Raw genomic sequence first — 21087 nt, 5'->3', positions numbered from 1 at the left:
ACCGACCATGCATTCCTCGAAAAGATGGAATGGAGCCTCGGATGGCCGGATTGCTGGGAAGGACCCTGGGTATCGCCGTGCTGGCCATGGCGGCCGCCGTGTCGCCTGTTGCGGCACAGCAGAAGCAGACCCTGCTGAACGTTTCCTATGATCCGACGCGCGAGCTGTACAAGGATCTGGACAAGGCGTTCGCGGCCGAATACAAGAAAAAGGCCGGCGTGGACCTGACCATCCGCCAGTCGCATGGCGGTTCCGGTGCGCAGGCGCGCTCGGTCATCGACGGCCTGGACGCCGACGTGGTCACGCTGGCCCTGGCTTATGACATCGATGCCCTGCACGCGCGCGGCAACCTGCTGCCCGCCGATTGGCAGAAGCGGCTGCCGCAGAACAGCTCGCCGTATACCTCGACCATCGTGTTCCTGGTGCGCAAAGGCAACCCGAAGGGCATCAAGGACTGGGGCGACCTGATCAAGCCCGGCGTCTCGGTCATCACGCCCAATCCCAAGACCTCGGGCGGCGCGCGCTGGAACTACCTGGCGGCCTGGGCCTATGCCCTGAAGCAGCCGGGCGGCAGCGAGGCCAAGGCGCGCGAGTTCATCGCCGAGCTGTTCAAGCACGTGCCGGTGCTCGACAGCGGCGCGCGCGGCGCCACCACGACCTTCGTCGAACGCGGCCAGGGCGACGTGCTGCTGGCCTGGGAGAACGAGGCGCTGTTGTCGCTGAAGGAACTGGGGCCGGACAAGTTCGACATCGTCGCGCCCTCGCTGTCCATCCTGTGCGAGCCGCCCGTGGCCGTGGTCGACAAGAACGTCGACAAGAAAGGCACGCGCCAGGCCGCGCAGGCCTACCTGGAGTACCTGTACACCAAGGACGCGCAGGAGATCATCGCCAGGAACTACTACCGTCCCCGCAATCCCGAGGTGGCCGCCAAGTACGCCTCGGCGTTCCCCAAGGTCAACCTGATCACGATCGATGACGTCTTCGGCGGCTGGCAGAAGGCCCAGAAGACCCACTTCGAGGATGGCGGCACGTTCGATCAGCTCTACCAGCCGGGCAAGCGTTGAAGGCCTCCATTTCCACTCTCGGCATCCTGCACCCGCCGCTGGCCAGGCCCGGGCGGGCGCGGCGCTTCGGCGTGCTGCCCGGGTTCGGGCTGAGCATGGGCTTCACCGTGTTCTACCTGAGCCTGATCGTGCTGATCCCGCTGTCCACGCTGTTCTTCAAGAGCGCGACCCTGGACTGGGAGACGTTCTGGACGGCGGTGACCGCGCCCCGCGTGCTGGCATCGTACCGGCTGACTTTCGGCGCCGCGCTGCTGGCGGCGCTGGTCAACCTGGTGGCCGGGCTGGCTGTGGCCTGGACGCTGGTGCGCTACGAGTTCCCGGGCAAGAAGATCGTCGACGCGCTGGTGGACCTGCCGTTCGCGCTGCCGACCGCGGTGGCGGGCATCGCCCTGACCGCGCTGTATGCCTCGAACGGATGGATGGGCCGCTGGCTGGAGCCGCTGGGCATCAAGGTGGCCTATACGCCGCTGGGCGTGGTCGTGGCGCTGATCTTCATCGGTCTGCCGTTCGTGGTCCGGACGGTGCAGCCGGTGCTGGAGGACGCCGAGCGCGAACTGGAGGAGGCCGCGGCCAGCCTGGGCGCCAGCCGCCTGCAGACCTTCCTGAAGGTCCTCCTGCCCACGATCCTGCCGGCCTTGCTGACCGGCTTCGCGCTGGCCTTCGCGCGGGCCGTGGGCGAGTACGGCTCGGTGGTCTTCATCGCCGGCAACATGCCCATGGTGTCCGAGATCACGCCGCTGCTCATCATCACCAAGCTCGAACAGTACGACTATGCCGGCGCGGCCTCGATCGCCCTGGTCATGTTGCTGCTGTCCTTCGTGCTGCTGCTGTTCATCAACCTGCTGCAATGGTGGCAGGCGCGGCGCGGCCTGGGGAAGAACCTATGAGCAACTCCATCCGGCCCGTCCACCTCGATGAACCCGCCTGGGTGCGGCGCCTGCTGCTCGTGGTGTCGCTGGGCTTTCTCGCGCTGTTCCTGCTGCTGCCGCTGGCGGTGGTGTTCTCCGAGGCGCTGAAGAAGGGCTGGGAGCTGTATGCGCAAGCCCTGGTCGAGCCCGACGCGCTGGCCGCGATCCGGCTGACGCTGCTGGTGGCGGCCATCGCCGTGCCGCTGAACCTGGCGCTGGGCGTGGCGGCGGCCTGGGCCATCACCAAGTTCCAGTTCCGCGGCAAGCAGGCGCTGGTCACGCTGATCGACCTGCCGTTCTCGGTCTCGCCGGTGGTCGCGGGATTGATCTATGTGCTGCTGTTCGGCTCGCACGGCTGGCTGGGACCGCTGCTCAAGGCCTACGACCTGAAGGTGGTCTACGCCGTTCCCGGCGTGGTGCTGGCCACGCTGTTCGTGACTTTCCCGTTCGTCGCCCGCGAGCTGATTCCGCTCATGCAGGCCCAGGGCAGCGAGGAAGAACAGGCGGCGCTTACCCTGGGCGCCTCCGGCTGGCAGATGTTCCGCCGCGTGACGCTGCCCAACATCAAATGGGGCCTCTTGTACGGGGTGATTCTGTGTAACGCCCGGGCCATGGGAGAATTCGGCGCGGTATCGGTGGTGTCGGGCCATGTCCGCGGCCTGACCAACACCATTCCGTTGCACGTGGAAATCCTCTACAACGAATATGCCTATCAAGCCTCGTTCGCGGTTGCCTCGGTGCTCGCGCTGCTGGCCCTGGTCACGCTGGTCCTCAAGAGCGTGGTCGAGTGGCGCGGCGGCCGGCAACTCAAGGACCAGGCGCTCCCCTCCGAATTTCCAGGCGCCGCGCCGTTGCAACTGAAGGTGGCCGGCTGACCGTCCCGGGAAGGTAAAAGACATGAGTATCGAAGTTCGTCATCTCTCCAAGCGTTTCGGAAACTTCCATGCCCTCAAGGATGTGTCCCTGCACATCGAGTCGGGCGAGCTGGTCGCGCTGCTCGGGCCGTCGGGCTGCGGCAAGACGACCCTGCTGCGCATCATCGCCGGGCTCGAGACGCCCGACGAGGGCAGCGTCTATTTCTCGGGTGAAGACGCCACCGACGTGCACGTGCGCGAACGCCAGGTCGGCTTCGTGTTCCAGCACTACGCGCTGTTCCGCCACATGACCGTGTTCGAGAACGTCGCCTTCGGCCTGCGCGTCAAACCGCGCGGGCAACGCCCGTCCGAGGCGCAGATCAAGGACAAGGTCCACCAGTTGCTGAACCTGGTCCAGCTGGACTGGCTGGCCGACCGCTATCCCTCGCAGCTGTCGGGCGGGCAGCGCCAGCGTATCGCGCTGGCGCGGGCGCTGGCCGTCGAGCCGCGGGTGCTGCTGCTGGACGAGCCGTTCGGCGCGCTGGACGCCAAGGTGCGCAAGGAACTGCGCCGCTGGCTGCGACGCCTGCACGATGAACTGCACGTGGCCAGCGTGTTCGTCACCCACGACCAGGAAGAGGCGCTGGAGGTGGCCGACCGGGTGGTCCTGATGAACGCGGGCCGCATCGAGCAGGTGGGCACGCCCACCGAGGTCTGGGAACGGCCCGCCACGCCTTTCGTCTATGGTTTCCTGGGGGACGTCAACCAGTTCCACGGGCAGGCCCATGCCGGCGTGCTGCACGCGGACGGGCTGACCATTCCCACGCCGGACCTGGCCGACGCCCAGCATGCCAAGGCCACGGCCTACATCCGGCCGCACGAATTCGACGTGCAGCGCTACAGCGATGGCGACATCGGCCTGGTCACCACGTTCAACCGCGCCTACCTGTCGGGGCCCAGCGCCTACCTGGAACTCACCCGCCAGGGGTCGGACCAGCCGGTCGAGGTGGAACTGCCCGCCGAGGTCTTCCGCCAGCTCGACCTGAAGGGCGGCGAGGCGCTGGTCGTCAAGCCGCGCAACGCGCAAGTCTTTCTTACCTGAGCCATGGCCGCCGTGACCACTTCTTCCTTCCCGTCGCAACGCTGGTCCGAACTGGTCGACCGGCTGGGCGGCATCGCCCGCGCGCATGCCGACGTGGCGCTGGCCTCGTCGCTGGCCGCCGAGGACATGCTGTTGACCCATGCCATCCTGGATGGCGGGTTGGCCATCGAGATCTTCACGCTGGACACCGGCAGGCTCAACGCCGAGACCGTCGCGATGGTCGACCGCATCGCGGGGCGCTACGGCCGCGGCATCGGTGTCGTGCGGCCCGATCCGGCCGCCGTCGAGCGCTACGTTTCCACCCATGGCCTGAACGCCTTCTACGAAAGCGTCGAGCTGCGCAAGGCCTGCTGCGAGATCCGCAAGGTCGAGCCGCTGCGGCGCGTGCTGGCGGGCCGCAGCGCCTGGATCACGGGGCAGCGGCGCGAACAGGCGGTGACCCGCGGTGAACTGCCGCTGGACGAGCCCGATCCCGTGTTCGGGCTGCACAAGTACAACCCGCTCGCGCTGTGGACCCAGGAGGAAGTCTGGGCCGCCATCCGCGCGCTGGACATTCCCTACAACCCGCTGCACGACCGGGGTTATCCCTCGATCGGCTGCGAACCCTGTACCCGCGCCATCCGGCCCGGCGAGGACCTGCGCGCGGGTCGCTGGTGGTGGGAATCGTCCGACTCCAAGGAGTGCGGACTGCACGCCGGCAACCTGTCGGCCATCCCGGTCTCCGTCGTCACAACCAAGCAATCAGGCTGAATCATGCCCGCTATCCTGAACACCACGCGCAGCCATCTCGACTGGCTGGAATCCGAAGCCATCTTCATCATGCGCGAAGTCGCGGCCGAGTGTGCCCGGCCCGTTCTGCTGTTTTCCGGCGGCAAGGATTCATGCGTGCTGCTCAGGCTGGCGGAGAAGGCCTTCCGGCCCGGCAAGTTCCCGTTCCCGCTGATGCACATCGATACCGGCCACAACTTCGACGAGGTCATCGCCTTTCGCGATGCCCGCGCCGCCGAGCTGGGCGAGCAACTGATCGTGCGCAGCGTCGAGGATTCCATCGCGCGCGGTTCGGTCGTGCTGCGCAAGGAGACCGATTCGCGCAACGCCGCGCAGGCCGTCACGCTGCTGGAGGCGATCGAGGAATTCGGCTTCGACGCCTGCATAGGCGGCGCCCGCCGGGACGAGGAAAAGGCGCGCGCCAAGGAACGCATCTTCTCGTTCCGCGACGAGTTCGGCCAATGGAATCCCAAGGCCCAGCGCCCCGAGGTCTGGAACCTGTACAACACGCGGGTCCACGCCGGCGAGAACATGCGCGTGTTCCCCATTTCGAACTGGACCGAGCTGGACGTGTGGCAGTACATCGCGCGCGAGAACCTCGCGCTGCCGTCGATCTACTACGCGCACCAGCGGGACGTGGTGCGGCGCAAGGGCCTGCTGGTGCCGGTGACGCCGCTCACGCCGCCACAAGAGGGCGAATCGGTCGAGAATCTGACGGTGCGTTTTCGTACGGTGGGCGACATTTCGTGCACCTGCCCGGTGGCCTCCGAGGCCGCGGATCCGCTGGCCATCATCGCCGAGACGGCGGTGACGGACATCACCGAGCGCGGCGCCACCCGCATGGACGACCAGACCTCGGAAGCCTCGATGGAGCGCCGCAAGAAGGAAGGATATTTCTGATGAACGCCATGACCGATTCCGCATTTTTTTCCGCCGCCGACAAGGGCGTGCTGCGCCTGATCACCGCCGGTTCGGTGGACGATGGGAAGTCGACGCTGATCGGCCGGCTGCTGTACGACAGCAAGGGCATCTTCGCCGACCAGCTCGACGCGATCTCGCGCGCCAAGTACAAGCGCACGGTGGGCGATACCATCGACCTGTCGCTGCTGACCGACGGGCTGGAAGCCGAGCGCGAGCAGGGCATCACGATCGACGTGGCGTACCGCTATTTCTCGACGCCGGTGCGCAAGTTCATCATCGCCGACGCCCCGGGGCACGAACAATACACGCGCAACATGGTGACCGGCGCATCCACGGCAGACGTCGCGATCATCCTGATCGACGCGACCCGGGCGGCGGATGGCCAGCTGCTGACGCAGACCAAGCGCCACAGTACCCTGGCGCACTTGCTGGGCATCCGCCACATCGTGGTGGCGGTCAACAAGATGGACCTGGTCGAGTGGAGCCGCGAGGTGTTCGAGCGCATCCGCGAGGCCTATGCGGCGCTGGCCGCGAAGCTGGGCATCGCCGGCTTCCACGTCCTGCCGCTGTCGGCCCTGACCGGCGACAACGTCGTCGGCAAGTCCGGACGCACGCCCTGGTACCAGGGGCCGGCGCTGCTCGAACTGCTCGAGGCGCTGGATGTGCGCACGGACGCTTCCGGCAAGGCCCTGCGCTTCCCGGTGCAACTGGTCGCGCGCCATGGCGGCGACCGGGCCGACGATTTCCGTGGCTACATGGGACAGGTCGCCAGCGGCACGCTGGCCGTGGGCGACCGCGTGCTGGTCCAGCCCTCGGGCGTGGCGGCGACGGTGAAGTCGCTGGTCGTCCACGGCGGGGAGGTGGAGGCCGCCGTCGCCGGCGATTCCGTCACCGTCGTGCTGGACGAGGACGTGGACGTGTCGCGTGGCGATGTGCTGGTGCATGCGTCGGCGCCGGCGGCCGTGGCGCGGCAGTTCCAGGCCGAGATCTGCTGGCTGGATACCCAGGCCCTGAATCCCGCGCGCAAGTACCTGCTCAAGCACGGTACTCGCCTGACCTCGGCCAAGATCAAGTCGGTGCTGGCGCGGCGCGACATCCACGAGCTTGGCGAGGTCCCGGCGGCCGACGCGCCGTTCGCGATGAACGACATCGGCCGCGTGGAAATCGCCACCCGCGATGCGCTGGCGCTGGACGCCTACGACGACATCGCGGCCACCGGGGCATTCATCCTGATCGACGAAGCCACGCACCAGACGGCCGCGGCCGGCTTGATCCGGCTGACATCTCTCTCCGCGCACTGACTGGTATCCCAGGGCGCCGCGGATCCGGCTCTGCCGGTCCGCCAGCGCCGCCCCCTTGAGGGGGCGCCCGAAGGGCGTAGGGGGTGGGTTCCCTAGCAGTGTGGCTCGGGTCTCATCCATAGCCATATGGCCACCGTCAGCATGATGGCGGTGGACAGTCCGGCGGCCCAGCGCGGCACGGGGGCGATGAAGAGGATGGCGGCGCACAGGGCCATGGTGATGGTGGCGCTCCATTTGGCCCGGCGGCTGACGGAGCGGTCCGTGCGCCAGTTGCGGATCATGGCGCCGAAGACCGGGTGGCGTTCCAGCCAGGCCAGCAGGCGGGGCGATCCACGGGCCGCGAACCAGGCCGCCAGCAGGACGAAGACCGTGGTCGGCAGGCCCGGCACGAAGATGCCGACGATGCCCAGGGCCAGGCAGAGCAGCGCCGCCAGCAGCATCAGGCCGCGGACGACGATGCCCGGATCGGAACAGGGTTTCACGGCCGGCCCTGGCCGTCGTCGGCGCTCAGCCATTTGGCGAAGAGCCGGCGAGGCATGGCCGGCGAGATCCACCATTTCCGCTGCACGTTGTCCCACTGCGCGCCCAGTTGCTTGGCCGCATCCTTTTCTCCGTAAGGAACGTCCAGGTAGACGCGGGGCGGCGTGGTCGGTGCGGCGGCAGCGGCAGGCCGGGTGCGCGCGGCCGCGCGGGCCGCGGGCAGGTCGAGCGCGCGTATGAAATGACTGTCGTGGCCTTGCGGGGTGTACAGGAACAGCTTTTCGCTGGTCCGCGTCATGGCGACGTAGAACAGCCGGCGTTCCTCGGCCGGGTCGGCGTGCGCCTGCGGGAACTCGCCGTCGGCGATGAAGGGCATGTGCACGAAGCGCCATTCCTTGCCCTTGGCGGCGCGGGCGGTGGTCAGGACCAGCGGCTGCCGGTTCTTCTTGAGCGCGCCGCTGCGGCGCTGGGCCTGGTGCAAGTGCTCCAGCAGGCCGGTGGCATCCAGCCCCGTGGCGTCTGCATAGGAAATGAAGCCGTCGATGGAGCGGGCGACGGCCTGGGCGTCCAGCCTGTGCACGAACAGGCGGCGCGTGACGTCGGCCAGTTGCAGTTCCGCCGCCGCGTGGGTCAGCAATTCGCCGGCCGACAGCGAGGGCGCCCGGGCGATGAGATGGTCGCAGACTTCGGCGAAACGGGCGCGCCAGCGGCGAGTGGCGGGATCCACCGTTTCCTGCGCGTCCGCGGTACGGCTGAGCCGGCCGCTGTAGAAATAGCGGATGGTCTCGGGGTCGGTGGCGATGGTGCGCTCGGCATCCGCCCATTCGCTTTCCGTGTAGTCCAGGCCGGCGAACAGGCCCAGCGCACGCAGGATGGCCTTGACTTCACCACGGTCGCGCACCGGCGCCATCGACAGCCGCGCGATGTGCAGGATGCCGCGCAGCATCAGGATCTCGATGCGATCGAAATAGCTTTGGCAGCCGTCCGTGGCATAGGGCAGGTCACGCGCGATCAGCGCGTTCTCCAGGGCAATGCTCTGATGCGCGTCGCGCAGCACCACGGCGCAATCGCCCAGGCTGCGCGCGGCGCCCGATTCGAGCAGGGCAGCGAGCGCATCCGCCACCCGGCTGCAGCAATCGTCTTCCGGTCCCGTGCCGTAGCGCACGATGTCGACTTCGGTGTCTTCGGATCGTCCGGACTGGAAGACCTGGGCCGTCAGGGCCTGCGCGCAGGCGCCCAGCGTCGGGCCGCAGCGGAACGAGCTGGTCAGCGGCAGGCGCCGCGTGCCGGGAAAGAGATGCTCGAAGGCCTCGCCCATGTAGCGGGGGTCGGCGCCGTTCCACGAATGGACGACCTGCTCCTTGTCTCCGGCGGCGATGATGCGGGTGCGAGGGCCGGTCAGCTTGCGCAGCAGGCTGATCTGGGCCGCGTTGGCGTCGTGCCATTCGTCCGCCACGACCAGCGCGGGGCAGGGCAGGGACACGATCTCGCCCAGCTCGTCGGCAATGGCCAGCACGTCGGTGACGAGATCGTGTTCGCTCTGGAAGGCGAAATGACCGGCGTCGATCCGGCGCAGCCGTTCGTAGGTGCGGCAGATGGACAGCAGTCCGCGCGGCAGGTCGAGTTCTTCGGCCAGTTCCGCGTCCGATGCGTCCGCGAAGCGGGCAAAGGCCAGCGTGCCCTTGAGCCGGGACAACTGGTTGATGATGACCTCGGCGTGCAGGTTGTTCAGGTCATAGCCGTATTCCCGGTCCGCCTGCGGGTCGGCCGCCGCTTCCTCGATGGCCTCGAATACGCAGGGCCGCATGGCTTCGGCATCGGGAAGGTAATCCTCGGCGCCGTCGATCAGGCCTTGCGCCTGCCAATCGGCCAGCAGCCCCCGCGCGAACTCCGCATAGGTGGCGACCCGGATCGAGCGCGACGCACCGGCCTGCGCCAGGCGCTGGAGAAAGACCTGCCGGGCGGCCTCGGTGAACACCAGCGCCAGGATGCCGTCGGCCGGCGTGCCCTGGCGCTCGCGATGGGCCACGCATTGGGCCAGGGTCGTGGTCTTGCCCGAGCCGGCCACGGCGTCGATCAGCAGGAACTGGCCGGCTTGAGAGACGATCTGCCGCTGTTCCGGCGTCAGCAATAGGGAACTCATGGCGGGAAGTGTAAACCGCCGGCCCGGATATCAGATGCCCAGGCCACCCAGCGATTTGCCGCCGTCCACGAACAGGGTCTGGCCGGTGATGAACTTCGTCGCGGGCGAGGCGAAGAACTCGATGGCGACGGCGATGTCGTCCGGCGTCGCCGGTGCCCCGCCGGGCTCCAGCGCGACGGCCTTCGCGTACTGGTCGGGCGGCATGGTGCGGGTCATCGGGGTATCGGTGAAACCGGGCGCGATCGAGTTGACCGCGATGCGGCGCGGACGCAGTTCCAGCGCCATGGCCCGGGTCAGGCCGATCACCCCGGCCTTGGATGCGACGTAGTCGGCGAAGCCGTAGCCGCCCAGCGCGCCCCGCGACGACACCGTCACGATGCGGCCGCCGGGCCGCATGCGGCGCGCGCCTTCCTGCGCGGGCACGAACACGCCCAGCAGGTTGACATCGACGGTGCGCCGGAAGTCCTCGTCGGAGATTTCGTCGAACTGGCGGGGGGTGTAGACGCCCGCCGCGCAGACGACCACGTCGACCCGGCCTTCGCCGTCCATGATGCCGGCCAAGGCCTCGCGGTCGCGCACGTCGGCCACGTAGCCTTGCGCGTCCAGCCCGAGCGCCGACAGTTCTCCTGCCGCCGCCTGGACCCGGTCCTCGCCCAGGTCCAGGATGGCCACGCGGAATCCCGCCACGGCCAGGCGCCTGGCAGTCGCGTAGCCGATACCCGAGGCGCCGCCGGTGACGTAGGCGATTTCCTTGCCGGCGGGACGTGCGTCGTGCATGTTCTGTTCCTTCATCGCTCAGTTGGCCTGGATGCCGAATTCCTTGATGATGCGGGCGTAGCGCGTGTCGTCGGCGGCGATGCGCCGGGCCAGCGCATCGGGCGTGCCGCCCGTGGGCGTGAGCCCCATCACCGCCGCCCGGGAAACGATGTCCGGCATCTTGATGATCTCGTTCACCGCCGCGTTCAGCTTCTGCACGACCTCGGCCGGCAGCCCCCGCGGCCCCAGCAGGGCCTGCCAGGCGCCGACCTCGACGTTCTTGTAGCCCAGTTCGGCGAAGGTGGGGACGTCGGGCGCGAAGGGCGAGCGCTGCGGGTCCGCCACGGCCAGCAGGTGCAGCTTGCCGTTGGCGACATACGAGGTAATGGGGCCGAGGGTGGTGTACATCAGCGGAACCTGTCCGCCCACCAGGTCGACGATGGCCGGAGCGCTGCCGCGATACGGGATCTGGTTGATCCGGGTACCCGCCGCCTTGTCGAACAGCTCGGCCAGTATGTGCATGGGCGACCCCGCGCCGGGGCTGGCATAGCTTTGCAGCGTGCCCGCCTTCACTCCCGCCACCACGTCCTTGACCGACTTCACGCCGGATTGCTGGGAACTGGCCAGGAACAGCGACTGCGTGCCGATCTCGGCGATGGGCGTGAAGTCGGCCTGGACGTTGTAGTCGGCGCCGGTACCGGGCTTGAGGACATGGGGCACGATGGCCAGCGTGTTGGGCGCCAGCAGCAGCGTGTAGCCGTCGGCGGCGGACCGGGCGACGTAGGCGCTGCCTATCGAGCCGGCCGCGCCGCTGCGGTTCTCGACCACGACGGGGTGGCCCCATCTGGCGCTGAGCTTTTCGCCTATCCAGCGGGCCAGCACGTCGGTGTCGCCGCCCGCGGGGTAGGCGACGATGATTTTCACCGGCTTGTCGGGATAGCCGGCCGCCGCGGCGGGGGCGGACAGCGCCGCCAGGGAAACCGCCGCGGCGAAGGCGGCGAGCGTGGTGCGTCTTGCGAGATCGGTCATGGCTTTCCCTGTAGGTTCCGCGGAAATTTATACTAAGTTAGTAAAATATATTAAGTTAAAAAAATATAAATTATTTTTTCTCGTATGAATTTAAGGATAAACCCTGGCATTGGATGAGCCACCAATGAAACAAGCTCATCGGCTAAAATTTATGAATAACGGATTTTGTATATATTCAACCGTCGTCGGAGCGCTACCCTCATGCGATCAGCGGAAACGCCCGCCCCCAAGGCGGCTTCGGAAACCATGTCCGAGCGGGCGTACCAGCACCTGCGCGCCGACGTGATCGCCGGCGCGCTGGCTCCCGGCCAGAAGCTCAGGCTGCAGGCCTTGCAGCAGCGCTACGAGCTGGGCATCAGCCCCATACGCGAAGCCCTCATGCAGTTGTCCGGCGAAGGCCTGGTCAGCAATGACGGCCAGCGCGGCTTCAGCGTATCGCCCTTGTCCAGGGACGACATGATCGACCTGATGCACGCGCGCACCTCGATCGAGACGCTGCTGCTCCAGGATGCGATCGAACACGGCGACGACGACTGGGGGGCCGGCATCACGGCCGCCTACTACAAGCTGACGCGGGCGCGCCTGCCCCAGGATCCCAACGATCTCGTGGCGGTGGAACTGTGGGAAGCTGCCCATCGCGGGTTCCACGCCGCGCTGCTGGCCGCGGCGCGGTCGAGGTGGCTGATGCGCATCGACGAGCAATTGATCGATCATTCCGAGCGTTATCGCCGGATCCGGCTGGCCTACACATCCTCGGCGCAACAGCTCGAGGACGACGTGATGAGTGAACACGCGCAATTGATGGAAGCGGCCCTGGCCCGCAACGCCGGCCTGGCCTGCGAGCTGCTGCGCAGCCATCTGATGCGTACGGCGCAGGTGCTGGGCGAGCGCTTCGCCGAGTAGCCTGGGGCCTGCGCGAGGCGCCTTTTGGCGTGAACGATCCTAGCGGCTGGTCCGCGCCACCAGGGCCTCCAGGTGTCCATACCAGGCATGGCCAGGGTCGGCCAGCATCAGATGTGTGTCGAAGTGATCGAGGCCTTCCCAGGCGTGCAGCCCGGCGTCGGCCGGCTGGTGCTTCAACAGTTCGTACATGCGCGTATTGGCGCCGATCACGCGTGCGCTGTCCCGCTCCCCATAACTGGCCATCATCGGCACGAGATTGCCGGCGGTCCAGCTGATGGCGCTCATGAGCGCGTCCTCGCACGGCTGTTCCAGCAGGGTGGTATACACCCGCTCCTCCAGGCTGTCGGGCTCGGGGCAGGGATGGTGCAGGTCCATGACGCCGCTGATGGGCAGGCAGCCGCGGATGTCGCCGGGCGGCACGCCCGCTCGCTCCAGGGCCCGCTTGCGTAGGGCGGCCATCGCGGCGGTGCCGCCGCCGGCCGAGTGCCCCGACAGGTAGAGATTCCGGCCATCGCCTCCCCACCGGCCCACGGTCCGCCGCAGTTCGCCCAGCAGCAGGGCCGCGTCGTCGAACGCGGCGGGCAGGCGGTGCCGGGGCGCCAGCCGGTAGGTGGGCGCGACGAACACCAGTCCCCGCCGGACCACCGCCTCGGCCATGAAGTGCACATACTCCTTGTAGCCGTTGGTCCAGCCGCCGCCGTGCCAGAACACCAGCACCGGCGCGCCGCGCATGCCGCCGGCGGCGAACACGTCGTAGCGTTGCTGCGGATCGGGTCCATAGGCCAGGTCACGGGCGCGCAAGATGCCCGCATCCAGGTCGCGGGCCCATTCCAGCACCGTGTCTTCGTAGCGCTGCGCGGCGGGAAAGGGCAGGGGAGGTTGAGCGAAGAGCGGGGCGTGGTCCATGGGTTGTCCCGAGAATTTCTAATTAATTATAGAAATTATATATTTTTATGGAAAATATTTTTTGCTGAAAGACCAGGGGGCCAATTGTGCGCAATACTGTATGGATATACAGTATTGCGTGTGGAACACGATGACTCGCCGCAAGACGGCTATCCCCAGGCGCCTCCCGTCCCGCAGCGCGGGCGCGGTGCCGTGCTCAACGTCAGGCACCGGTTCGAGGGCGACCGGCGCGACGCCGTGGACGACGGCTGGGCCGCTCCGGAAGAAGAGCCGCCCCCGCTGCGGACCGAGGTCGCCATCGAGCGCGCGCGCAAGATCCTGTCCCGCAACGACTCTCCGGACATCCCCTTCGACCGCGCCATCAATCCCTATCGCGGCTGCGAGCACGGCTGCGTGTATTGCTTCGCGCGGCCCACGCATGCCTACCTGGGATGGTCGCCCGGCCTGGACTTCGAAACCCGGCTCGTCGCCAAGGCCAACGCGGTCGAGGCGCTCCGGGCCGAACTGGGCCGCCCGGGCTACCGGGTGGACGTCATCAACATCGGCTCGGCCACCGACGCCTACCAGCCCATCGAGCGCCAGTGGAAACTGACCCGGGGGCTGCTGGAACTGCTGCTGGAAACCCGGCATCCCGTGTCACTGGTCACCAAGGGGGGACTGGTTGCGCGCGACGTCGATCTGCTGGCCAGGCTGGCGGAACTGAAGCTGGTCGCCGTCTACGTATCGATCGGTACGCTGGACGGACACGTGGCCCGGACGCTGGAGCCGCGCGCGGCGGCGCCATGGAAGCGGCTGGAAGCCGTGCGGACGCTGGCCGGTGCCGGCGTGCCGGTCGGCGTGTCGCTGGCGCCCGTCATTCCCTTCATTACCGACGACCACATCGAGCATGTGCTGGAAGCGGCCAAGGAAGCCGGTGCGCGGGCGGCTTTCTACACCATGCTGCGCCTGCCCTGGGAGGTCAAGGACGTGTTCTCGGACTGGCTCGAAGCGCACTTTCCCGACCGCAAGGCCCGCGTGTTGCACTGCCTGGAGGACTTGCGCGGCGGCAAGCTCAACGACGCGCGCTTCGGCAGCCGCATGCGCGGCCAGGGCATCTGGGCCGACCTGGTCGCGCAGCGCTTCGGGCGTGCCGCGCGCCGGCACGGGCTGGCGGACCGGCGCATCGAGCTGGAGACAGGGCTGTTCAGGCCGCCGCCCCGCTCGCCGCGTGGCAAGGAACCGCCCGCCGACACCGGCCAGATGCCGCTGTTCGGCTAGGGCCCGTTCAGGCGGGAATGCCCTCGAACAGGCTCTGGAACAGCAGCACGATGCCCAGCATCAGGATGGCGGTACCCACGGCCAGCGTGATGCCGGCCACCAATACCGGCCCCCAGCCGGTACGCGTTTGCCGTGCCTGTCCCGGGTTGTATTTGGCGTCGAACTTGGCGTCGGGAGTCAGGCACAGGACGATGGCTTCGATGAAGCCGGCGACGGCCGGGACGAGGAACAGGAAGAAGGCGGGATGGAAATACCACGCTTCGCTGCGCAGCGCCGTGCCTATCATGATCAGCGAGAACAGCAGCACGATCCAGCCGTGCCGGCGGCCCAGGTACCACCAATGCGCACCGGCCCAGCCCAGCACGGCGGCCAGCAGTCCCGCCACGGTCTTGTGGCGGAAACTCCGGGTCGGCGGAAGGATATGGGATTTATCGTCGGCGGAAGATGTGGACATGTGGTGGGAATCCATCGTAGAAGACCTTGATTTTGAAGGACTTTACCGCATCCTTGCTTGCTAGGCCCAGCAGGCCGGGCTATACTTTAGGGCTTTTCTTAGTCAACTTTTTCCAAGGAATTACCTATGGTGGTGATTCGTATGTCCCGCGGCGGCTCGAAGAAGCGCCCCTTCTACAACCTCGTTGCTGCCGATTCGCGCAATCGCCGCGATGGCCGCTTCATCGAGCGCGTGGGTTTCTACAACCCCGTCGCTTCCGAGGGTGAAGAAGGCCTGCGCATCGCGCTCGACCGCGTCGAGCACTGGACCAAGAACGGCGCCCAGCTGTCGCCGGCCGTGGCCCGTCTCGTCAAGGAATACGGCGCCAAGGTCGCGCCGGCTGCCTGATTTCGTGGTGTCCGCCGCGTCCACGGGGTCCGTTAGCGATCCCGCTCTGCCCGCCGATCTCGTCGAGGTCGGGCATGTGGCGGAGGCCTTCGGCGTGCGCGGCGGCCTGAAGGTCCAGCCGTATTCGGCCCAGTCCGAGGCCTTGTTGGGCAGTCGTACATGGTGGCTGCGCAAGGGCGCGGAAGTGCGCCGTGTCGAAGTGGCCGACGCCAAGCGCCATGGCGCGGTGGTGACGGCCACCTTCCCCGGCGTGTCCGACCGGGACCAGGCCCTGGCCTGGAAGGGTTGGACGGTGCTGGTGCCGCGCAGCCAGTTCCCCCGGCTTGCCGAAGGCGAGTTCTATTGGGTGGACCTGATCGGCTGCGAATTGACGGGCAAGGATGCCTCGGACCGGGAGGTCGTCCTGGGCTCGGTGACGGAAGTCAGTGACAACGGGGTGCATGCCATCCTGCACGTGGCCTGCGTCGAACCCGTGGCTCCAGGCCAGCCGACGCAGCCGCTGCTGGATGCGCGCGGCAGGCGGCGCGAGACCCTGGTGCCTTTCGTCGACGCGTATATCCGTGGTGTCGATCTCGACGCCCGGCGCATAGACAGCGATTGGCCCGAGGGTTTCTGACCCGTCGGGCGTGAACAAAGGGCTTGGGCCCGGGCCATGGACGAGATGTTGCGGTTCGACGTGATCACGCTGTTCGGCCCGATGTTCGAGGCCATCAGCCAGCAGGGCGTAACCGGCCGGGCGCATGCGCAGGGCCGGTGGCAGTTGCAGGCCTGGAATCCGCGCGACTTCACGGTGGACGTGCATCGCACCGTGGATGACAGGCCCTATGGCGGCGGACCCGGCATGGTGATGCGGGTCGAGCCTCTGGAGCAAGCCGTGTGCGCGGCGCGCGACCAGCGTGCGCAGGCCGGCTTGCCCGAGGCGCCGGTGGTGTTGCTGTCGCCGCAGGGGCGTCGTTTCGACCAGGCCCAGGCTTGCGAACTGGCCGGCGGAACGGGGGCCATCCTGGTGTGCGGGCGCTACGAAGGCATCGACCAGCGGTTCATCGACCGCTGGGTGACGCAGGAAGTGTCGCTGGGGGACTTCGTGCTGTCCGGCGGAGAAATCGCCGCGATGGCGATGATGGATGCCGCGGTCAGGCTGTTGCCCGGCGTTCTGAACGACGACGAATCCGCCGTGCAGGATTCGTTCAACGAGCGGTTGTCCGGCTTGCTGGACTGTCCGCACTATACTCGGCCGGAAGTCTATGACGGCCAGCCGGTGCCCGACGTGCTGTTGTCCGGGCATCATGCCAACATCGAGCGTTGGCGGCGCCGCCAGTCGCTGGAAGCGACGAGCAGGAAGCGCCCCGACCTGATCGAGGCGGCACGCGAGCGCGGGTGGTTGAGCCGCGACGACGAGAAGTTTCTGTCCGACCTGCAAAGGGAAGACAAGCGCTGACCGCCCTGGCGGCCGGCGTTGCAGCAAGCCTGCCGGGCATGAGTCCGGTGGGAGTTCCCATCCTCTGGTAGCGGTGCCATCAAAAGCAGAACCGCCACGTATGATGGTCATTGGAGATAGAAATGGACCTGATCCAAGTCCTCGAGCAAGAAGAGCTGGCCCGCTTGACGGCCAACAAGACCATTCCCGAATTCGCCCCCGGCGATACCGTGGTGGTCAACGTCAACGTGGTTGAAGGCAACCGCAAGCGCGTCCAGGCATACGAAGGCGTGGTCATCGCCAAGCGCAATCGTGGCCTGAACTCGTCGTTCATTGTCCGCAAGATTTCGTCGGGTGAAGGCGTCGAGCGTACGTTCCAACTGTACGCGCCGACCATCGCGTCGATCGAAGTCAAGCGTCGCGGTGACGTGCGCCGCGCGAAGCTGTACTACCTGCGTTCCCGTTCGGGCAAGTCGGCCCGGATCAAGGAAAAGCTGGTTCGCAACGCGCCTGCTGCCAAGGCTTGATTCCCGCGGTACTGCAAAATGAGCGCCCCCGTGTGGGGCGCTTTTTTTTGCCGCCGGGCCGCCCCAAGGCAAAAGCGCCCCCTCGGGAGTATGCTCTAGCCATGCCGATAACGACGGCGTTTCCGCCGGATTTCCGTTTCACATGTCATCATCCATTCCGACCGACCAACATAGCGACGCTCCGGCAGACGAGATCGACGATACGCCGGAGGAAATCCAGCCCGACTCCCTCGCTCCGCCTGCCCGGCGTCCGCCGCAGCGCCCGGCCTTCGATCCGGTCGCGCAGCCCTGGGTCGCCAACCCGGGCGGACTGGTCGCCGTGCCCGAGACGCGCCTGACGCCGATGGCGCTGCGCGACCGTTTCGCCGCGCCGCCCGCCTGGACGCCGGATGCGCAGGACATCAATCCGGCCCGCGCCGCGGACCGGTCCCTGCGGCTGGCGTCGGTGCTGGTTCCGATGATGCTGCGGCCCGACGGCATCCAGGTCATGCTGACGCAGCGCACCGCGCATCTTCATGACCACGCCGGCCAGGTCAGTTTTCCTGGCGGACGGGTGGAACCCAGCGATTCGTCGGTGACCGACGCCGCGCTGCGCGAGACCGAGGAAGAGACCGGGTTGCCGCGCGGATTGGTGGAGGTCATCGGCCAGTTGCCGGATTACTTCACCGGCACGGGATTCCGCGTGGTGCCGCTGGTGGGGCTGGTGCGCCCGGATTTCACGCCGCGTCCCGATCCCTTCGAGGTGGCCGAAGTATTCGAGGTGCCGCTGCGCTTTCTGATGGACCCGGCCAATCATCGGCTGCACAGCGCCACGCTGCCGGCAGGCGGCTTGCGCTCTTACTACTCGATGCCGTGGAAGCAGTTCTTCATCTGGGGGGCAACGGCGGGCATGCTGCGCAATCTCTATCAATTCCTGCGCGCATGATCCCCGTGTCCACCTCGCGCACGCGAGGGATGATGCAAAACCATGGCTATGCAATCTAGAATGCGCTCATGAGCTTCTTCGCACTCCTTCTTGCCTTTCTTGCCGAACAAGTCCGGCCCCTGCCGCGTTCCAACGCCGTCCATGAAGCCGCCCGCGCCGCCTGCCGCTGGGCGGGCCATGCGCTGGACGCCGGCAGCCGTGGCTATGCCGTGCTGGGCTGGCTGCTGGTGGTGGTCGTCCCCACCCTGGCGATATGGCTGATCGGGTCGCTGGCATGGTCGGTGCATCCCGTTTTCTCGCTGGTGTTCCATGTCGTCGTCCTGTGGTTCACGCTGGGGTTCCGGCAGTTCAGCCACCACTTCACCGAGATCCAGTTCGCGCTGGCCCGTGGCGACGTCACGCTGGCGCGCAGCCACCTGCAGGAGTGGCTGCGGGCTTCCGGCGGCAACGTGTCCGTCGAGACCATGACCGTGCCGGAGATCTGCCGCACCGCGATCGAGGAAGGCGTGGTGGCCTCGCACCGGAACGTCTATGGGGTCCTGTTCTGGTATGCGCTGCTGCCCGGTCCGTCCGGCGCCGTGCTGTACAAGCTGGCGGGCATTGCCCGCCAGGAGTGGGGCGATCGCACCGATGCCTTTGGCGAAGTGGCCCGCCGGGCCTTCCACCTGCTGGACTGGATTCCCGCCCGGATGACCGCGGTCGGTTTCGCCATCGTCGGCAATTTCGAGGATGCCTTGTACGGGTGGCGCCAGCGCGCCTCCAGCTGGGACGACCCCCAGCGCGGAGTGGTGGTGGAAAGCGCCGCGGGCGCGCTGGGCGTACGCCTGGCGCCGGTGTCGGGCAAGTGGCAGCCGCCGGTCGAGCCGGTCGATCCCGATCTGGTGGGGCCGGTCCAGCCGGCCTCCGCGGCCAGCGAGTTCACCGCCGCCGCCGAGGCGCCCGACGAGCCGGCGCGCCTGCCGGACCCGGCCACGCTTCACGCGGCGGTCGGGCTGCTGTGGCGGGCGGTGGTGCTCTGGATGGCGCTGCTATTGCTGCTGTCGCTGGTGTCCTGGGCCTCCTGAGGCCGGGCGTGACGGGCATGGCCGGCGCCATGCTGCACTGCATGAGGCCAGGCGAGGTTTCCGGCGCTATAGTGGCCCGGTCGAACTGACCGGAGCGGGGCCAGCCATGTTCTCTTTCCAATATTGCCCGAATCGCACTTCCCGTGTGCTGGAAGTGGAGATAGACCCGCTGCAGCGTGGCCCGGGCACCTGGGACGTCAACTGCAAGATCTACGAACAGAGCGAGGGCAGGCGACTGCTGCTCGGGCCGACCCTGGCCCTGCGCGACATTCCCGCGCAATCCGAGCAGGAATGCCTGGACGAGGCCGAGATCCGCATCGCCGACGAGATCGAGAACGATCGCTGGTTCAAGCTGTAGGGCCGGGTTTCTCAGTTATTGCATCCCGTTACATCCCTGGGCTTGGCGCTGGACGGCGATCTATACAATCGGCGCAGGCATGTGCCATTCACGACGATTAGGGGAAGATATGAGCATTTTCAAGGCCATACTCGACAAGATTTTCCCATCCAGCCATCCTGCCGTAGCCAAGGAGGCGCCTCCTGCGGCCGCGCCCGCGCCCGGTGGCGTCCCGGCGCCGGCCGCGATGCCGGCGGTGGACGTGGAGTCCATCCTGAACGCGATGGCGGCCAAGAATCCCGAGAAGCTCAACTGGAAGACGTCCATCGTCGACCTGATGAAGCTGCTGGGGCTGGACAGCAGCCTGGCGGCCCGCAAGCAGCTCGCGACCGAACTGCATTACAGCGGCGATACCAACGATTCGGCTTCGATGAACATCTGGCTGCACAAACAGGTGATGCAGAAGCTGGCCGACAACGGCGGCAAGGTTCCCGACGACCTGAAGAAGTGATCGGAAAAAGGGCCCCCGTGCTTGCCGGCGCGCAGCGGCAAGCACGGGGGCCCTTTGTTTTACGATCGCTCTTGTTTCACTCCGGCAGGATGTTGATTTCCTTGGTGATCTGGGCCCATCGTGCGTGCTCGTGCCTGAGGAAATCGCCGGTCTGCGCGGGGCTGTAGCCCGGCGCGGCGATCGGCCCGATGGCGGCGATGCGTCCTGCGACTTCTTCATCGGCCAGCAGCGCATTGACGTCGCGGTTGACCCGCTCGATCGCCGCCGCTGGCGTGCCGGCGGGGGCGACGATGGCGAACCAGCCCACCATGTCGAAGTCGGGCAGCAGTTCGGACACCGCGGGCACCTGCGGCCAGTCGGCCAGGCGCTTGTCCGAGGTCACCGCCAGCAGCCGCAGGCGCCCTTGCCTGGCGAGCTGCGCGGTCGAGGCCACGTCGGCAACGATCGCATCCACGTGCCCGCCCATCAGGTTTTGTGCGGAAACGCCCACCGACACGTAGGGCACCAGGTTGGCCTGGGCGCCGGAGCGGGCATTGAACAGGCGGGCGATCATCCCGCCGAAGGTGCGCGGCCCCTCGTTGCCCAGCGTGAAGGTGCCCGGGGCGGCCTTGGACTTGGCGATCAGCTCCTCGACGCTGCGGATGGGCGAATCGGCCTTGACCAGGATGCCGAACGGACTGCGGGCGACGAAGGCCACCGGCACGAAATCCTTGGCGGGGTCATAGGGCAACTGCTTGAACAGGAAGGCGTTGGTGACCAGCGCCGCGGTCGTCGCGAAATAAAAGTTGTAGCCGTCGGCGGGCGACCGGGCGGCAGCCTGCGCGCCCACCGTGTTCTGGCCCCCCGGCTTGTTCTCGATCACGACGGCCTGGCCCCAGCGGGGATACAGCCGCTCGGACAACAGCCGGGCGATGTTGTCCGGACCGGATCCGGGAGGCTGCGACAGCAGCAGCCGTACCGGTTTGTCGGGCCAGGCCTGCGCCAGCGCCGACCGCATGGGGGAAAGCGCCGGGACGGCGGCCAGGGTGGCCAGGGTCCGGATGGCGTGTCTTCTGTTCATCGTTGTCTCCTCG

At 67.3% G+C, this 21087-nt stretch carries 24 protein-coding genes; 17 read left to right on the top strand and 7 right to left on the bottom strand.

Annotation, left to right across the window (positions count from 1 at the left end; all coding sequences use genetic code 11):
* The first annotated feature begins 86 nt into the window (after window positions 1-86).
* From ABD104_RS08065 to ABD104_RS08035, 7 genes are read left to right on the top strand one after another with little or no spacing between them, the layout of a single operon-like run.
* Window positions 87-1064, top strand: a complete 978-nt coding sequence (locus ABD104_RS08065) for a sulfate ABC transporter substrate-binding protein (RefSeq protein WP_243724631.1) — start codon at window positions 87-89, stop codon at window positions 1062-1064.
* An 8-nt stretch (window positions 1065-1072) separates the two neighbouring features.
* Entirely contained in the window at window positions 1073-1951 is an 879-nt protein-coding gene (gene cysT, locus ABD104_RS08060; protein WP_371696078.1) for a sulfate ABC transporter permease subunit CysT, read from the top strand.
* Window positions 1948-2847 (top strand): sulfate ABC transporter permease subunit CysW, encoded by a 900-nt coding sequence (cysW, locus tag ABD104_RS08055; protein WP_279813691.1) that lies wholly within the window; start codon window positions 1948-1950, stop codon window positions 2845-2847. The genes cysT and cysW overlap by 4 nt, the downstream gene beginning before the upstream one ends.
* A 22-nt stretch (window positions 2848-2869) precedes the next feature.
* Complete coding sequence (locus tag ABD104_RS08050) at window positions 2870-3928, top strand: sulfate/molybdate ABC transporter ATP-binding protein (RefSeq protein WP_087840989.1); 1059 nt, start codon at window positions 2870-2872, stop codon at window positions 3926-3928.
* 3 nt (window positions 3929-3931) lie between these two features.
* The gene (locus ABD104_RS08045; RefSeq protein WP_087840990.1) at window positions 3932-4678 is read left to right on the top strand and encodes a phosphoadenylyl-sulfate reductase; all 747 of its coding nucleotides are present in this window, start codon (window positions 3932-3934) and stop codon (window positions 4676-4678) included.
* 3 nt (window positions 4679-4681) lie between these two features.
* Entirely contained in the window at window positions 4682-5596 is a 915-nt protein-coding gene (cysD, locus tag ABD104_RS08040; RefSeq protein WP_087840991.1) for a sulfate adenylyltransferase subunit CysD, read from the top strand.
* Window positions 5596-6918: a sulfate adenylyltransferase subunit 1 gene (locus ABD104_RS08035; protein ID WP_343927344.1), complete on the top strand. Its 1323-nt coding sequence runs from the start codon at window positions 5596-5598 to the stop codon at window positions 6916-6918. Before cysD ends, ABD104_RS08035 begins: the two co-directional genes overlap by 1 nt.
* Window positions 6919-7010: 92 nt before the next feature.
* On the opposite strand, the gene ABD104_RS08030 is transcribed toward ABD104_RS08035, so the two are convergent.
* Genes ABD104_RS08030 through ABD104_RS08015 form a run of 4 tightly spaced genes read right to left on the bottom strand, consistent with a single transcriptional unit; the run spans window position 7011 to window position 11326 of the window.
* On the bottom strand, window positions 7011-7400 hold the full coding sequence (locus ABD104_RS08030; RefSeq protein WP_425543320.1) for a YbaN family protein: 390 nt from the start codon (window positions 7398-7400) through the stop codon (window positions 7011-7013).
* Window positions 7397-9541, bottom strand: a complete 2145-nt coding sequence (locus ABD104_RS08025) for an ATP-dependent helicase (protein WP_343927343.1) — start codon at window positions 9539-9541, stop codon at window positions 7397-7399. Before ABD104_RS08025 ends, ABD104_RS08030 begins: the two co-directional genes overlap by 4 nt.
* Before the next feature lie 30 nt (window positions 9542-9571).
* The gene (locus ABD104_RS08020) at window positions 9572-10318 is read right to left on the bottom strand and encodes an SDR family NAD(P)-dependent oxidoreductase (protein WP_338618423.1); all 747 of its coding nucleotides are present in this window, start codon (window positions 10316-10318) and stop codon (window positions 9572-9574) included.
* 18 nt (window positions 10319-10336) lie between these two features.
* Window positions 10337-11326: a Bug family tripartite tricarboxylate transporter substrate binding protein gene (locus tag ABD104_RS08015; RefSeq protein WP_338618424.1), complete on the bottom strand. Its 990-nt coding sequence runs from the start codon at window positions 11324-11326 to the stop codon at window positions 10337-10339.
* A 201-nt stretch (window positions 11327-11527) separates the two neighbouring features.
* On the opposite strand from ABD104_RS08015, the gene ABD104_RS08010 reads away from it, so the two are divergent.
* The gene (locus ABD104_RS08010; protein ID WP_087840996.1) at window positions 11528-12229 is read left to right on the top strand and encodes a GntR family transcriptional regulator; all 702 of its coding nucleotides are present in this window, start codon (window positions 11528-11530) and stop codon (window positions 12227-12229) included.
* Between the two features lie 39 nt (window positions 12230-12268).
* On the opposite strand, the gene ABD104_RS08005 is transcribed toward ABD104_RS08010, so the two are convergent.
* The gene (locus tag ABD104_RS08005) at window positions 12269-13135 is read right to left on the bottom strand and encodes an alpha/beta hydrolase (protein WP_338618426.1); all 867 of its coding nucleotides are present in this window, start codon (window positions 13133-13135) and stop codon (window positions 12269-12271) included.
* A 120-nt stretch (window positions 13136-13255) separates the two neighbouring features.
* On the opposite strand from ABD104_RS08005, the gene ABD104_RS08000 reads away from it, so the two are divergent.
* Entirely contained in the window at window positions 13256-14392 is a 1137-nt protein-coding gene (locus tag ABD104_RS08000; protein ID WP_243724624.1) for a PA0069 family radical SAM protein, read from the top strand.
* A 7-nt stretch (window positions 14393-14399) separates the two neighbouring features.
* Here the strand turns inward: ABD104_RS08000 and ABD104_RS07995 are convergent, their stop codons facing one another.
* Window positions 14400-14846: a TM2 domain-containing protein gene (locus ABD104_RS07995; protein WP_243724625.1), complete on the bottom strand. Its 447-nt coding sequence runs from the start codon at window positions 14844-14846 to the stop codon at window positions 14400-14402.
* A gap of 126 nt (window positions 14847-14972) precedes the next feature.
* On the opposite strand from ABD104_RS07995, the gene rpsP reads away from it, so the two are divergent.
* The 8 genes from rpsP to ABD104_RS07955 all read left to right on the top strand — a co-directional run bounded on the left by rpsP (window position 14973) and on the right by ABD104_RS07955 (window position 20014).
* Window positions 14973-15233, top strand: coding sequence for a 30S ribosomal protein S16 (rpsP, locus tag ABD104_RS07990; protein WP_087840999.1), 261 nt, complete (start codon window positions 14973-14975; stop codon window positions 15231-15233).
* Window positions 15234-15240: 7 nt separating this feature from the next.
* Window positions 15241-15849: a ribosome maturation factor RimM gene (gene rimM / locus ABD104_RS07985; RefSeq protein ID WP_087841052.1), complete on the top strand. Its 609-nt coding sequence runs from the start codon at window positions 15241-15243 to the stop codon at window positions 15847-15849.
* Window positions 15850-15897: 48 nt separating this feature from the next.
* Window positions 15898-16671, top strand: a complete 774-nt coding sequence (trmD, locus tag ABD104_RS07980) for a tRNA (guanosine(37)-N1)-methyltransferase TrmD (RefSeq protein WP_087841053.1) — start codon at window positions 15898-15900, stop codon at window positions 16669-16671.
* 122 nt (window positions 16672-16793) lie between these two features.
* Window positions 16794-17177: a 50S ribosomal protein L19 gene (gene rplS, locus ABD104_RS07975; protein ID WP_087841000.1), complete on the top strand. Its 384-nt coding sequence runs from the start codon at window positions 16794-16796 to the stop codon at window positions 17175-17177.
* Between the two features lie 142 nt (window positions 17178-17319).
* Window positions 17320-18102 (top strand): CoA pyrophosphatase, encoded by a 783-nt coding sequence (locus ABD104_RS07970; RefSeq protein WP_087841001.1) that lies wholly within the window; start codon window positions 17320-17322, stop codon window positions 18100-18102.
* Window positions 18103-18170: 68 nt separating this feature from the next.
* Window positions 18171-19166 carry a CobD/CbiB family protein gene (locus ABD104_RS07965; protein ID WP_087841002.1) on the top strand — a complete coding sequence of 332 codons (996 nt, stop codon included), beginning with the start codon at window positions 18171-18173 and terminating at the stop codon, window positions 19164-19166.
* Between the two features lie 106 nt (window positions 19167-19272).
* Complete coding sequence (locus ABD104_RS07960) at window positions 19273-19524, top strand: hypothetical protein (protein WP_130359865.1); 252 nt, start codon at window positions 19273-19275, stop codon at window positions 19522-19524.
* A gap of 109 nt (window positions 19525-19633) precedes the next feature.
* A complete protein-coding gene (locus tag ABD104_RS07955; RefSeq protein WP_087841004.1) occupies window positions 19634-20014 on the top strand; it encodes a DUF3597 domain-containing protein in 381 nt (126 codons plus the stop codon).
* A gap of 76 nt (window positions 20015-20090) precedes the next feature.
* On the opposite strand, the gene ABD104_RS07950 is transcribed toward ABD104_RS07955, so the two are convergent.
* Entirely contained in the window at window positions 20091-21074 is a 984-nt protein-coding gene (locus ABD104_RS07950; protein ID WP_165963283.1) for a Bug family tripartite tricarboxylate transporter substrate binding protein, read from the bottom strand.
* Window positions 21075-21087: the final 13 nt, after the last annotated feature.

Origin of the sequence: Pigmentiphaga daeguensis, assembly GCF_039523035.1 — a bacterium.
GTDB lineage: Bacteria > Pseudomonadota > Gammaproteobacteria > Burkholderiales > Burkholderiaceae_B > Pigmentiphaga > Pigmentiphaga daeguensis.
The sequence above is the reverse complement of the archived record's forward strand: the minus strand, read 5'-3'. Positions and strand labels throughout refer to the sequence as shown.